At 69.8% G+C, this 13,006-nt stretch carries 11 protein-coding genes; 5 read left to right on the forward strand and 6 right to left on the reverse strand.

Annotated features, from left to right (window positions below; genetic code table 11):
- Nucleotides 1-62: 62 nt before the first annotated feature.
- The 5 genes from RVX_RS00085 to RVX_RS00105 form a co-directional block, all read right to left on the reverse strand.
- Nucleotides 63-932, reverse strand: a complete 870-nt coding sequence (locus RVX_RS00085) for a universal stress protein (RefSeq protein WP_116307349.1) — start codon at nt 930-932, stop codon at nt 63-65.
- Complete coding sequence (locus RVX_RS00090; protein ID WP_007525462.1) at nt 919-1,977, reverse strand: sulfite exporter TauE/SafE family protein; 1,059 nt, start codon at nt 1,975-1,977, stop codon at nt 919-921. Before RVX_RS00090 ends, RVX_RS00085 begins: the two co-directional genes overlap by 14 nt.
- Before the next feature lie 21 nt (nt 1,978-1,998).
- A complete protein-coding gene (locus tag RVX_RS00095) occupies nt 1,999-2,307 on the reverse strand; it encodes a hypothetical protein (protein WP_007525464.1) in 309 nt (102 codons plus the stop codon).
- A 77-nt stretch (nt 2,308-2,384) separates the two neighbouring features.
- Nucleotides 2,385-2,942, reverse strand: coding sequence for a hypothetical protein (locus RVX_RS00100; protein WP_116307347.1), 558 nt, complete (start codon nt 2,940-2,942; stop codon nt 2,385-2,387).
- A gap of 90 nt (nt 2,943-3,032) precedes the next feature.
- Nucleotides 3,033-3,248 carry a hypothetical protein gene (locus RVX_RS00105; RefSeq protein WP_007525468.1) on the reverse strand — a complete coding sequence of 72 codons (216 nt, stop codon included), beginning with the start codon at nt 3,246-3,248 and terminating at the stop codon, nt 3,033-3,035.
- A 267-nt stretch (nt 3,249-3,515) separates the two neighbouring features.
- Between RVX_RS00105 and RVX_RS00110 the strand changes: the two genes are divergently transcribed.
- The 5 genes from RVX_RS00110 (at nt 3,516) to RVX_RS00130 (ending at nt 11,136) form a co-directional block, all read left to right on the forward strand.
- On the forward strand, nt 3,516-5,699 hold the full coding sequence (locus RVX_RS00110) for a S16 family serine protease (RefSeq protein WP_230404735.1): 2,184 nt from the start codon (nt 3,516-3,518) through the stop codon (nt 5,697-5,699).
- Entirely contained in the window at nt 5,687-7,297 is a 1,611-nt protein-coding gene (locus RVX_RS00115) for a sensor histidine kinase (RefSeq protein WP_116307345.1), read from the forward strand. The genes RVX_RS00110 and RVX_RS00115 overlap by 13 nt, the downstream gene beginning before the upstream one ends.
- A complete protein-coding gene (locus RVX_RS00120; RefSeq protein WP_116307343.1) occupies nt 7,294-8,844 on the forward strand; it encodes a sigma-54-dependent transcriptional regulator in 1,551 nt (516 codons plus the stop codon). Before RVX_RS00115 ends, RVX_RS00120 begins: the two co-directional genes overlap by 4 nt.
- Nucleotides 8,845-9,117: 273 nt before the next feature.
- Complete coding sequence (locus tag RVX_RS00125) at nt 9,118-10,059, forward strand: ABC transporter ATP-binding protein (RefSeq protein ID WP_230404734.1); 942 nt, start codon at nt 9,118-9,120, stop codon at nt 10,057-10,059.
- A gap of 582 nt (nt 10,060-10,641) precedes the next feature.
- Complete coding sequence (locus RVX_RS00130) at nt 10,642-11,136, forward strand: hypothetical protein (RefSeq protein WP_116307339.1); 495 nt, start codon at nt 10,642-10,644, stop codon at nt 11,134-11,136.
- Between the two features lie 111 nt (nt 11,137-11,247).
- Here RVX_RS00130 and RVX_RS00135 read toward each other — a convergent pair whose 3' ends face one another.
- Complete coding sequence (locus RVX_RS00135) at nt 11,248-12,156, reverse strand: ADP-ribosylglycohydrolase family protein (protein WP_116307337.1); 909 nt, start codon at nt 12,154-12,156, stop codon at nt 11,248-11,250.
- Nucleotides 12,157-13,006 lie beyond the last annotated feature (850 nt).

The following is a 13,006-nucleotide window of genomic DNA, read 5'->3' on the forward strand; positions in this document are numbered from 1 at the left end:
GCACCACAGCCCATGGATATGGGTGGGTTCCGGTCGTGCCTGAAAGGTGGTCGCCGCTGCGCCTATCGCCGCAGCCTGTCCCGCACGGCCACGTAAACGGGGATGTGCGCGCTGGCCACCACCTCTTCGGCCACGCTGCCCAGCAGCAGCCGGGCCAGCCCGCCCTTGCCGTGCGAGGCGATGAACAGGCACTCCGCGCCCAGCCGTTTGGCCGTGGCAAGGATGCGTTCCGCCGCTTCGCCCTGGGCCACGTGGCCGCGCGCCCGCACCCCTTCCTGCGCGGCCCGCGCCGCGATGGCCTCCACCACGGCCCGGCCATGCTCCACTTCCATGTCCGCCGCCAGCAGCCCTTCGGCGGAATCGGGAAAGGCCAGATCGGCCACGTACAGCACGTGCAGGTCGGCGTCGTGCTCCCGCGCCAGTTGCAGCGCGGTGACGGCGGCATACGTGCAGTAGCGCGAGCCGTCCGTGGCCAGCAAAATGGACCGAAAGCCCAGCACCGCGCCCTGCGGCACCAGCAGCACGTCGCGCTCGCTGTGGCCGATGGTGCGCAGCGGCACGTTGCCGCGCACCAGCCGACCCAGGGCGGAACGGTCGGCCACGCCCATGGCGATGAGGTCGGCCTTCAGCCTGCGGGCCGTGTCCACGATGACCTCGAAGGGCTCGCCCTCTTCGCACAGGCAGTCGATGTCCATGCCGCGCGCGTTGGCCATTTCCAACGCGCGGGCCAGGGCCAGTTCGCTGGGCTGGCGCAGCAGGCGCTTCAGGTCCGCCAGGGCGCTGGAGCCAAGGTCGCCCGTGTAGGGCGGCACCACGGAGAGTACCGCCACCCGGCACTTGCGGGTGGCGGCGAACTCCAGAATCTGATCCAGCGCGTACAGGGAATGGTCATCGCCGGTGACGGGCACCAGCAGACGCTCAAGCCTGCCCATGCGCCTCCTCCCGCGCGGCCGCGCGGCCCTTCCACATGCTGCCGAGAATGATCACCGCGCCGGTCAGCAGGGCCAGGCACATGGAGGCGAAGCTGATCTTGCCCAGCACGCCGAGCAGTTCGGGCGACATGTCCATCAGGCCCAGTTGCACCAGGTAGCGCGGCAGGGCGATGCCCCGGCTCACGGCCACGATGAGCATGATCACGGCCATGACCATCTTGATCATGTGCTCGCGCACGTAGGTGGTGCCGATGGCCCCCAACTGCACGCCCAGCAGCGACCCGCCGAGGATGATCAGCACCAGGCGGATGTCCACCATGCCGTGCATGGCCCAGTTGATGGACCCGCCAAGGCCCATGACGAAGGCGATGACCAGTTCGGTGGCCGACGCCATCAGCCCCGGCACGCCCATGACGTAGATCATGCCGGGCACGCCGATGAACCCGCCCACGGCGATGGTGGCGGCCAGCATGCCGGTGGCGAAGCCCACGGGCAGGGTGAACCACAGTGAAATGCGGATGCCGGAGCGGCGGAAGGTGAGCATGGGCGGCAGTTCGATGGCCTGCAGGCGCAGGGCCAGGGGCGCGGTGGTTTCCACGCCGCCGCAGCGGGCGCAGCGCAGGGCGTCGCGCATGACGTAGCCCCCCACCAGCACCAGCACGGCCACAAAGGACAGGCTGACGTAAAGGTCCGACCCGGCCTGGCCCCACTTTTCCAGAATGACCTGCTGGATGCGGATGCCGATCTGCACGCCCACGGCGGCGGACGCGGCCATGACCAGGCCCAGCTTCACGTCCACCTGGCCATAGCGGAAGCGCTTGATGGCCCCCACCAGCGCCTTGGGAAACTTGTGGCACATGTTGCTGGCCACGGCCACGGTGCCGGGCACGCCCAGGCTCATCATGCCGGGGGTGAGCACGAAGGCCCCGCCCGAGCCGATGAATCCGCTGACCAGCCCGCCGATGAAGCCGACGATGAACAGGAAACAGACGCCCGACGCGGTCAGGTCGATGAACTTGGTGGGGTCAAGGGTAAGAAAGTCCATGGTTCTCTCCTTCGGCGTGGGCTAGGCGTTCAGCGTGGCGCGGCGCGCGGCCGGGCGGACGGCGGCGGGCTTGGTGGCGGATTCCGTCGGGCGGGCGGCCTTGCGGGTGGCCTCTATGCCCAGCACGCTCCACAGGTTGCCGGTGAATTCACCGTGCACGTATGAGAACAGGAACACCGTGGCGATGGGCCCGGCGGCCCAGTACGAGCCCTGGGCGAAGTGGGCGGCGATGGTGTCCGCGAAGGCGAACACCCCTGCGTACAGGGCGGCGGACAAGATACCGAAGACGATGGTCTTGCCCCAGGGCTTGCGTGCGGTTTGCATTGCCATTGCTGACTCCCGTGGTGGCGCCGCCTGCGTGACGGCCCGTTGTCCCCGTTGACGGGGGTTGTCGAGGGCGGTCGCCCTCATTCCACCGTGAACAGCGCAAGGCCGGTACGGCCCCGCATCAGTTCGCTCTCTTCCGGTTCGCTCAGGATCAACTCGACGCGGCCATGGGCTCGCGCCGCTTCTTCCACTGCATGGTCCGGCCGTCCGGACGGGGCAAAGCGCACCTCGTGCAGGGCCGCGATGCCCCTGGCGCGTGCCGCTTCCACCCATTCAAGGGCCCCCGCCCGCGCCTGCCGTTCAAAGGCGGAGCGTCGGCAGGCGTCGTGGGCCGCATCGCCCACGTTCAGGAACAGCAGGCTGCTGCCCATGCGCCCGGCCAGGCTCAGGGCGTAGCCCGCCACGCGGGCCGACAGGCCGCAGCCGTGGCCCAGCACCAGGATGCGGCGGGATTGGGTTTCGCCCCGGCGGATCACCGCCCCGGCCAGCAACTGCTCGCCCGCCTCGGCCAGGGCCAGGGCTTCGGCGTAGTCGGCCAGGCGTTCTTCCACGCGCAGGGCGGCGGCGGTGCGCATGCGGATGTCGCCCTGCCCGGCGTCACCGCCGGGGGCGGTGCGGCGAAACCATCTACCGGGCATGGGCGGACTCCGTGAAAAAGGCGCGGGCGGTTGAAGGGTCGGCTGCGCGAAGGGAGCGGGCCGCCCGCGAACACTGGAACAAAGGCATGGCTACTCGGCTCTCAGCACCGGGCGCTGGCGTTGCCCGGCGGTTGCGGTGCGGGTCTGCGTCGCGGACGTGGCTGCTGCGGAGGCTTCGGCGCGGCCGGTCAGTGACGGGGCGGCCTTTTCGCCCCGCAGCTGCCACACGGCCTCGTCCGGCCGGTTCCGTTCCGCAAAGGCCACTGCGACAAATGCCGACTCGATCGATTCGCGGATGGTTCCCATTTTGCTTCCTCACGGTTTGTGTGTGCCGGCGTATAAACAAGCGCCGTGCCAGAACCTGCATTTTCTGGTAACTGCTTGAATTTGTATCGATGTCGTGTTGATGCAACGGGCGGGTGGAGCGCGGCCTGCGTTGCATTTTGCAACGCCAACTGCTACCAATCCGCGTAACAGGCCGGTTTCGCGCGGGTTCGTGAAAAAAAGCACAGTGTTGCGGAATGCAACGGTGCTTCACTCCGCAACGGCAATGCCCGGCCATGTGAGGTGCGCATGATCTTTTTTCGTTGGCAGGGAGGAGGCGACCAGCCGGAAGCGCCCGGCGCGGCCGGGCAGGACGGCGACCAGGCGGGCGTGGCGGACCCCACGGGCCTGCGCGCCAGATGCGCGTCGGCGGACCTGCCCGGCGCGGTGCGCGAGGTGCTGGAGGCCGAGATAGGCCGCATGGAGAAGACCGACGCGGCCGCGCCGGAAAACGCCATCGCCCTCAATTACGTGGAATGCCTGCTGGCCCTGCCGTGGAACGCGCTGACCCGCGACAGTCTGGACCTTTCCCGCGCGGCTGCGGTGTTCGACGCCAGCCACGCCGGGCTTGGCCAGGTGCGCGAGCGGGTGCTGGAGCACCTGGCCGCGCGCGTGCTGTGCGCCACCCAGCCCGCCGCCGTGCTGGTGGTGGACGACGAACCCATCGCCCGCGACAACGTGGCCCACGTGCTGGCGCGCGAGGGGTATGCGGTGGACACGGCCGCCAATGGCGAAGAGGCCTTGGCCCGCTTGGCGCACCGCCAGTTCGACTGCATCGTCACCGACCTGAAGATGGACCGCATGGACGGCATGCAACTCATTGAGGCGGCGCGGCGCGTGGCCCCGGACGCGCGCATCGTGGTGGTGACCGGCTACGCCACGGTGGACACCGCCGTGCAGGCCCTGAAAACCGGCGCGGTGCAGTACCTGTCGAAACCCATCGACATCGCCGAACTGCGCGCCACCGTGCGCGCGACCCTGGCCGACCGCGCACAGGGGCTTTCGTCGCGCGCGCCGGTATTGTGCTTCACCGGGCCGCCCGGCGTGGGCAAGACCTCGGTGGGCAGGGCGCTGGCCGAGGCGCTGGGACGGCGCTTCTACCGCATGTCGCTGGCCGACCTGCGCGACGAGGCGGAACTGCGCGGCCACAGGCGCACCTACGTGGGGGCCATGCCGGGGCGGATCATCCAGGCCCTGCGCGCCACGGGGGTGCGCAACCCGGTGTTCATGCTGGACGAGATCGACAAGGTGGGACAGGACGCCAAGGGCGACCCGGCCATGGCCCTGCTGGAAGTGCTGGACCCGGAGCAGAACGCGCGCTTCGTGGACCGCTACCTGGAAATGCCCTTCGACCTTTCGCAGGTGCTGTTCATCGCCACGGCCAACGGGGTGGAGCGGTTGCGCGGCCCCCTGCTGGACCGCATGGAGGTGGTGGAATTTCACGGGTACGCCGAGGCGGACAAGCTGGACATCGCCACCCGTTTCCTGCTGCCGCGCCAGCTGCGCGAGCACGGCCTGACCGCACCCTACCCGCAGGTGACGCGGGCGGCCCTTTCACGGATCATCAACGACTACACCAGCGAGGCAGGGGTGCGGGGCCTGGAACGTGAACTGGCCCGGCTGTGCCGCAAGCTGGCCCGGCTGCGCCTCGACGCGGGCGGGCACGACACGGGCGGCGCGGGAACGGCGCCCCTGGCCGATGGTGCGGCCACGGATACGGCGGTGGTGGACGAAACCGTGGCGGCCGCCCTGCTGGGGCCGCCGCGCTACCGGCACGACGCCGCCCACGGCGCGCCCCGCGTGGGCACGGCCACCGGGCTGGTGTGGTCCGAGGCGGGCGGCGAGATCGTGTTCGTGGAGGCGGCCCGCATGGCCGGTTCCGGCCAGCTCATCCTTACCGGCTCGCTGGGCGAGGTGCTGAAGGAATCGGCGCGCATCGCGCTCAGCCACATCCGGGCCGAGGCGGAGCACCTTGGCGTGTCCGGGCTGTCCGCTCCGGATGGCGCGGCGGCTGAAGGCCAGGCGGCCCATCCCGCGCAGGACATCCACATCCACATCCCCGCCGGGGGCATCGCCAAGGACGGCCCTTCGGCCGGGCTGACCATCTGCGTGGCCCTGGTCTCGCTGCTGTCGGGCCGTCCGGCGCGGGCCGACGTGGCCCTTTCGGGCGAACTTTCGCTGTCCGGCCGGGTGCTGCCGGTGAGCGGCGTGCGCGAAAAGCTGCTGGCCGCCGCGCGGGCCGGGGCGCGCATCGTGGTGCTGCCGGCCGCCAACGAGCCGGAGGCACGCGGCCTGCTGGCGGAACTTGCCGCGCGCGGCTCCGGGGGCCTGCCCGAGGTGGCGTTTGCCGCGCGGGTGCAGGACGCCCTGGCCGTGGCCCTGCTGCCCGCCCCCGGCGGAACCACGCGGGAGGGCGCGCCATGCAGTTCCTGATCCGCCGCCTGGCCGAGGGCAATATCCGCCAACTGGTGCTGTTCGGCATCTCGGTGTCGATTCTGGGCTTCTCGCTGCTGGGCGGGCTGTCGTACAACTACCTGCTGCAGATCGAGGACGCCCTGGCCCTGGCCGAGGTGGTGGACGACTTGAGCAACGACATCCTGGAAATCCGCCGCTACGAGAAGAACTACCTGCTCTACGCCATGGAGGAGGACCACGCCGAGAACCTGGAGTTCATCGGCCGGGCGCTGGATGTCATCGCCCGCATCGAGCCCGGCGGGGGCGGCATACAGGGCGCGGACCTGCGCGGCAGCGACGGGCTGCGCGCGCTGCGCCGCGACCTGCACGGCTACCGCGACACGTTCACCCGCCTGGGCGAGGTGCAGCTTGCCGGGCAGCAGCGCGAGCGCGACGCCCTGCGCGAGGACCTGCGCGAACAGGGCAAGGCGCTGGTGGCGCAGGCGCACCAGATCGTCACCTACCAGCGCGAGCGCATCCTGGGCATCGTGGGGTCGCTGAAGCGCCAGCTGCTGTTGTCCATCGGGGCCATGGTGGGGCTGGCGGCGTTCTTCTCGTGGCTCATCGGGCGGCGCATTTTGGGCGCGCTGTCGGTCATCGAGCGCTCTGCCCGCCAGATCGTGCAGGGCAGCCTGGAGCAGCTGCCCCTGCCCGCCACCAGCGACGAGACGCGCGGCGTGGTGGAGGCGTTCAACCACATGCTGGTGGAACTGGAGCACCGCCAGAACCAGCTGGTGCAGGAAAAGAAGCTGGCCTCGCTGGGGGTGCTGACATCGGGCATCGCGCATCAGCTGAACAACCCGCTGAACAACATTTCCACCTCGTGCCAGATCCTGCGCGAGGAGTTGCGGCCCCCCGGTGACGGCGGCGTGTCCGGAACGGGCGGTGCCGCCGCCGCGCCGCCCGCCCTCGACCCGGCCCTGGCCGGGCGCATGCTGGAGAACATCCACCAGGAAGTGCGCCGCTCGCGCGACATCGTGAAGGGGCTGCTGGAATTCTCGCGCGAGACGGAATTCTCGCTGAAACCCGTGGCACTGCGCGACGTGGTGGCCCGCAGCGTGGCGCTGGTGGCCAGCGAGGTGCCCGCTGGCATCGGCATCGACGCCGACGTGCCCGGCGACATCGTGCTGCCGCTGGACGTGCAGCGGTTTCAGGAAGTGCTGCTGAACCTGCTCATCAACGCCATCCAGGCGGTGCAGGCCATCCAGGCGGTGCAGGCGGCCCAGGCCGCGGAGCGGGACGGCGACGCGCCGGAAGGGGGCAAGCCGGACGGGGCCAGCCCGCGCGCCGGGGCCATCACCGTCACGGCCGAGCGCGACATGGCGGCGCGCCAGGTGGTGCTGCGCGTGGCCGACACGGGCATCGGCATCGGGCCGGAGCATCTGGGCCGCATCTTCGACCCCTTCTTCACCCTGAAGGAGGTGGGCAAGGGCACCGGCCTCGGGTTGTCCGTGGCCTTCGGCATCATCCGCAAGCACGGCGGCACCATCGGGGTGGAAAGCACCCCCGGCGCGGGCGCGTGCTTCACCATCCGGCTGCCGCTGGGCACGCCGGAACCCACGGGAGACGCGGCATGAACGACGCACCCGGATGGACAACGGACGCTCCCGCCGCCACGGCCACTCCAAAGGTCCCTTCGCCCGCCATCCCCGGCACGCCCAGCCCTGCCCGCATCCTGGTGGTGGACGACGAGGCCATTGCCCGCGACAACCTGGCGCTGGCGCTGGGGCGGCAGGGGCACGAGACGCTTACCGCCGCCAGCGGAACAGAGGCGCTGGAACTGCTGGCCGGGGCGGACTTCGACCTGGTGCTCACCGACCTGATGATGCAGGGCATGGACGGGCTGGACCTGCTGCGCGCCGTGCGCCTGCGCCACCCGGACACCGAGGTGGTGGTGGTCACCGGCTACCCCACGGTGAAGACGGCGGTGGAGGCCATGCACGCCGGGGCCTACCACTATCTGGCCAAGCCCTACGACCTGGACGAGGCGCGGGCGCTGGTGCAGAAGGCGCTGGAAAAGCGCCGCCTGAAGCAGGAGGTGGCCCGCCTGCGCGAACAGTTGCGCGAACGCTCGCTGCCCGTGCCCCTGCTGGGGGCCGCGCCGTGCATGCAGGCGCTCAAGCGCACCATCGCCCAGGTGGCCCCGTCGGACGTCACCGTGCTGATCCTGGGCGAAACGGGCACCGGCAAGGAACTGGCCGCGCGCATGGTGCACCTGTTCAGCCGCCGGTCCGAGGCGCGCTTTCTGGCCATCAACTGCGGGGCGTTCAACGAGGAACTGCTGGAAAGCGAGCTGTTCGGCCACGAGCAGGGGGCCTTTTCCGGCGCGGTGCGCCAGCGCAAGGGGCTGTTCGAGGCGGCGGAAGGCGGCACGCTGTTCCTCGACGAGGTGGGCGAAATGTCGCTGCCCATGCAGGTCAAGCTGCTGCGCGCGGTGCAGGAACGCACCATCCGCCGTGTGGGCGGCACGGCCGACATCCCCGTGGACGTGCGGCTGGTGGCCGCCACCAACAAGGACCTGGCGGCGGAGGCGGCGGCCGGGCGCTTCCGGCAAGATTTGTACTACCGCCTGAACGTGGTGGTGCTGCGCATGCCGCCGCTGGCCGAACGCATGGAGGATCTTCCCCTGCTGGCCCAGTACTTCGCGGAAAAGGCCGCGCGCGACACGGGCAGGCCCGCCCCGCACATCGCCCCGGAAACGCTGGACGTGCTGGCGCGCTACCCTTTTCCGGGCAACGTGCGCGAATTGCAGAACATCGTCGAGCGCGCCGCCGTGCTCCGCGCGGGCGATGTCATCACCCCGGCGGACCTGCCGCCTGACCTGCGGGCGCTGGCGGGGATCGCGGGAGCAGCCGGAGCCAACGGTGACAGCGGTGACAGCGGTGACAGGGGGGGCACGGCAGGCCCCGCGCTGGTGCTGCGCGCCGACGAGTCCGCCCGCCTGCCGGGCGGGGCGGGGGAAGGCATGACGTCCGATGGCCGCCCCATGACCCTGGACGAGAACGAGCGGGCGCACATCGAATGGGTGCTGGAACTGTCGGGCGGCAACCGTACCCAGGCGGCCAGGGCGCTGGACATCGACCGCGCCTCGCTGTGGCGCAAGCTGAAACGGTACGGGCTGTAGCGCGGCGCGCGGAAAAACTGGCGGGATGGATGGTGGGGGGCGCATCCCTCCCAGGCGGTCTGGACGCACCACCGCCCGCCGTGCCATTCTGCCTGCGGCGTTCCGGTTTTTCCGGGGCCCGGGTCGGCCCGCATCAAAAGGCAGCGGGCGGACGGTTGGAGTGCGCCCGCCGCGCATTGGCGGCCAGACGTTTTTCATGAGCACAGGAGATTCGCCATAGCACCGCTTCTGGAACTGCGCGGCCTTGGCCGCCACTTTGCCGTGCGCCGGGGCATGTTCGACCCCACGCCCGCCGTGCTGCGCGCCGTGGACGGCGTGTCGCTGACCCTGGACCGGGGCCGCACCCTGGGGCTGGTGGGCGAAAGCGGCTGCGGCAAGTCCACCCTGGCCCGCATGGTGGTGGGCCTGTTGCCCCCCAGCGCGGGGCAGGTGCTGCTGGACGGCCGGGTTTTTGCCGGGGTCGGGGCGGACGGGGGCGCGAGCGGCGGCGCGACCGCACCCGCCATTTCACGCGCGGAGGCCGCGCAACTGGTGCAGATGGTCTTTCAGGATCCCTTCTCGTCGCTGAACCCGCGCCGCACCGTGGGGGCCTCCATCGGCGAGGCGCTGGCCGTGGCCGGGATGCCTGGCGCGGAGCGCCGCGCCAAGGTGGCGGACATGCTGCAACTAGTGGGCCTGCGGCCGGAACACGCCGACCGCTACCCGCACGAATTCTCCGGCGGCCAGCGCCAGCGCGTGGCCGTGGCCCGCGCCCTGATCACCCACCCCGCGCTGGTGGTATGCGACGAGCCGGTTTCGTCGCTGGACGCGTCCGTGCAGGCGCAGGTGCTGAACCTGCTGCGCGACCTGCAGGAAAGCATGGGTCTGGCCTATCTGTTCATCTCGCACGACCTCGGCGTGGTGGGCCATATGAGCGACCACGTGGCCGTGATGTACCTTGGCCGGGTGGTGGAAGAAGCCCCGCGCGACGCGCTGTTCGCCGCGCCCGCCCACCCCTACACCCGCGCCCTGCTGGCCTCCGTGCCCGTGCGCGACCCGGCCCGGCGCGCCGAACACCCGGCCCTGACCGGCGACCTGCCCAGCCCCATCGTCCCGCCGTCGGGCTGTCCCTTTCATCCGCGCTGCCCGCAGGTCATGGACGTGTGCCGCAGCGTGCCCCCCGGCTGGCATCCCGTGGCGGAGGGACAGCATGCGCGCTGTCACCTGCATGCCTAGGGACTGCTGCTAACTTGTCCTTTCGCCCGTTGGTATCCGACCCGAAGGGCGCAAAGCGTGCCCGTTAGGTGAGTTTGCGAACCTTGCCCCAGCCGTAGGCGAGTCCGCGAGTCGTACGGATGGGGACAGCAGCGATACGGGCATCGTGCGCAACGACCGACCCGAAGGGCGCAACGCGGTCAAACGTCGCCTGCCAATGCTTTGCTGTCCTTATCCGCGCGCTGCGGTCGCCATCCGTAATGCTCGAAGACTCGCATAACGGCTGCCGCGCGCTGCGGTCCCTAGCCGTAAGGTTCGCTTCGCTCGCCTAACGGCTAGGGCACCCCCTCATGACAGGCTCGTTTTCCTTGCCAACGAACATCCTACGTTAGAAGCAGTCCCTGAAGAGCTGACCCGCCGCCGGCTGCTTTTATGCCGCTTGTGAAAAAACGTACTTGACGGACGGCCCTGCCGTAACCATAGTGCGGAAGCCCCGCGCGCGCCGCGCCACGCCGCGACCCCGCGCCATTCGGGGCCATCGAAGACCCAGAATCCCGGCCCCGGCAGTCCCGGCGGCGGGGGCGAATACGCCAAGGAGTATCCATGTCCGCCGAATTCGTCAGCGCCATCAATACCGTCAGCGAAGTGCTGATGTTCGAGAACTGGCTGCGCTTCTACTTCATCGCCGAAGAAGGCGACAAGCTGTTCATCCGCGTGCCGGAAACGGCGGAAAAGCGCATCCGCGAGGAATATCCCCACCTGTTCGGCCTGCTGGAACTGATGAACAACAAGGAGATAACCCACGATACCTCGCGCGACGCGGTGTGCAGTTTCGTGGCCTCTGACGTGGACGGTTCGCGCGTGAAGGCGGGGACTTCGGAAAAGGTCTTCGACAGCAGCCTGTTCCAGTTCGAGATGCAGCTGTTCAACATCTGGGTGCAGTCGCACGAGGAGCAGCTGGACAAGAGCTTCATGGACCTGCGCAAGTGGCAGGAACTGTTCGCGGAATGGAAGCGTTCGGACAAGGTCAAGGAATACGTGGCCGAACTGAAGGACGCCTCCACCCGCACCGCGCCCGACTGCGATTCCGTGCAGTAGGCGTCGGCCTTTCCCCCCAGCAGGGGGAACAGGCATCGCGCAGCGCAATGAAAATGGGGAGAACGCCATGGCGTTCTCCCCATTGCTTTGGTGTGGCCGTGCGCCGCGCGGCTACGCCTCCAGCGTGTCCAGGGCGGCTTCGATTTCGGCGCGGGCCGACAGGGGGGCAAGCCAGCGCTCGGGCATCCAGCCCAGGCCGTGCCGCGCGCCAAAGAGCATGCCCACGGCCAGGCCGCGCGCGCACGAATCGCCACCGGCCATGACGTTGTCCACAAGGCCGGTGGCCGGGTCGGCCTCGTGCTTCAGGGCAATGTGCACCACCCCCAGGAAGGCCCCCTGCATGCCGCACGACTGCCCGAAACGGGCGATGGCGGCGGGGGTTTCCTCGCCCAGGGACATGTCGGCGAAGGCCAGCCAATCCTCGGCGGGCAGGGCGGCGTAGCGGGTGCGCGCCGCGTGGTCGAAGGACGCGCGCATGTCGTCCCCGCGCAACAGCGCGGCGGTGGACCGGGCCATGAACTCCGCCCCGTCGGCGATGACCGGGCTGCCGTGGGTCATCAGGGTCTGGGCGCGCGCGGCGTTGACCAGCCCTTCCTCGTCGTTTCCAAGGACGGCCAGCAGCGGGGCCATGCGGGCCGCCCCGGCGAAGTCGTTGGTGGCGGCCCCGGTCTGCTCCGGCGGCCTGCCCGAGCGGAAGTTGGCCAGTGCCTCGCGGCTGGCCTTGTCCATGTACCCGGTGTAGCCGCCTTCCATCAGGCCGTGCCAGCGCGCGGCGAAATCGGCCAGGTCGAACGAGCCCCTGGCCGCCACCGAGCGGAGCAGCAACAAGGCCTGGTCGCCGTAATGCGACTGCGCGCCCGCGCCCTTGCCGGTGTGGTAGTCGTTCAGGGTGGGGGGCAGAAGATCCGCCACCCGGCCCAACTGACGCGCGATGCGCGTCTGGTCGTATTCCCAGTGCGCCCCCAGCGACAGCGAATCGGCCGCCAGCGACGCCAGAATGGCGCTGCGTATCCTGCTCATGCTGTACCTCGTGCGGGTTGCGGCCCGCGTGCGCGGGCCGGTGCGGGACACCTTTCCACTATATACGGCAGGACGCGCGCGGGGGCCAGTGGTGGCGGCGAATCGGGTGGTGATGCCCCGGCGCGCAACGTGCCGGGCAAAGGCCGACCGGGCCGGATGCTGGCGGGGCGTCCCGGTTGTACGCGCCGCTGCCGGGGAAACGGGAGCGGGAAAAAAGCGAAACGCACGGGGTGCACCGTGCGTTCATTGTCCCGTGCGAAAATGCCGGGCAGCCAAGGGGACGGAGGAGGTTTGCGTGCCTTGGCGAGGAGGGGCCGGGGAGGCCCTTTCGGGCCTCCCCGGTGCCGGAAACCGCTCGCCCGGTTGCCGGCGGGGGCAGAGGAGGTCAGCTAGCTGAAGCTGACGGTGGGGATGTCCAGGATGGACGGGGATGCCGGGGATATGCGCTGCGCTTCCCGCCAGAGGGCCGTCAGGGCCACGACGGCTTCCCTGTCTTCTGCGGGAAGGGCATCGATAAGGGCATCCAGGTGAGGAGGGGCTGCCGCTTCAGTGCGGCACGTCTCTGGAGTGTGCATTGTTCTGCGGCTCCTTGTTCCGTTACGGCACAAGGTTAGCAGGTACCGTGCCAAAAGCATTTAGCGTGGATGCTCAACGTGTTATGTGTCACGGCTCGGAGATATGCGCACGGCGGACGTGCAATCGGCGGCACAGGTTGCGTGCAGCATGTTGCACATATGCACAAGATGGTGCGCCACGGGCCGCGCCCGGTGCTTGTCGTGAGGGGGGCGGGTGGCGTACCACGGTGCCGGAGGTGCCCATGCCGCGTTCAGGACGCGTCGTCCCTGTCCAG

The sequence above is a fragment of the Nitratidesulfovibrio sp. HK-II genome, from assembly GCF_003402415.2.
Lineage (GTDB): Bacteria > Desulfobacterota > Desulfovibrionia > Desulfovibrionales > Desulfovibrionaceae > Cupidesulfovibrio.

Coding starts and splice junctions, on each gene's coding strand:
- RVX_RS00085 (WP_116307349.1), bottom strand. CDS start 932: ATGGGCAGGCTTGAGCGTCTGCTGGTGCCCGTCACCGGCGATGACCAT.
- RVX_RS00090 (WP_007525462.1), bottom strand. CDS start 1,977: ATGGACTTTCTTACCCTTGACCCCACCAAGTTCATCGACCTGACCGCG.
- RVX_RS00095 (WP_007525464.1), bottom strand. CDS start 2,307: ATGGCAATGCAAACCGCACGCAAGCCCTGGGGCAAGACCATCGTCTTC.
- RVX_RS00100 (WP_116307347.1), bottom strand. CDS start 2,942: ATGCCCGGTAGATGGTTTCGCCGCACCGCCCCCGGCGGTGACGCCGGG.
- RVX_RS00105 (WP_007525468.1), bottom strand. CDS start 3,248: ATGGGAACCATCCGCGAATCGATCGAGTCGGCATTTGTCGCAGTGGCC.
- RVX_RS00110 (WP_230404735.1), top strand. CDS start 3,516: ATGATCTTTTTTCGTTGGCAGGGAGGAGGCGACCAGCCGGAAGCGCCC.
- RVX_RS00115 (WP_116307345.1), top strand. CDS start 5,687: ATGCAGTTCCTGATCCGCCGCCTGGCCGAGGGCAATATCCGCCAACTG.
- RVX_RS00120 (WP_116307343.1), top strand. CDS start 7,294: ATGAACGACGCACCCGGATGGACAACGGACGCTCCCGCCGCCACGGCC.
- RVX_RS00125 (WP_230404734.1), top strand. CDS start 9,118: ATGTTCGACCCCACGCCCGCCGTGCTGCGCGCCGTGGACGGCGTGTCG.
- RVX_RS00130 (WP_116307339.1), top strand. CDS start 10,642: ATGTCCGCCGAATTCGTCAGCGCCATCAATACCGTCAGCGAAGTGCTG.
- RVX_RS00135 (WP_116307337.1), bottom strand. CDS start 12,156: ATGAGCAGGATACGCAGCGCCATTCTGGCGTCGCTGGCGGCCGATTCG.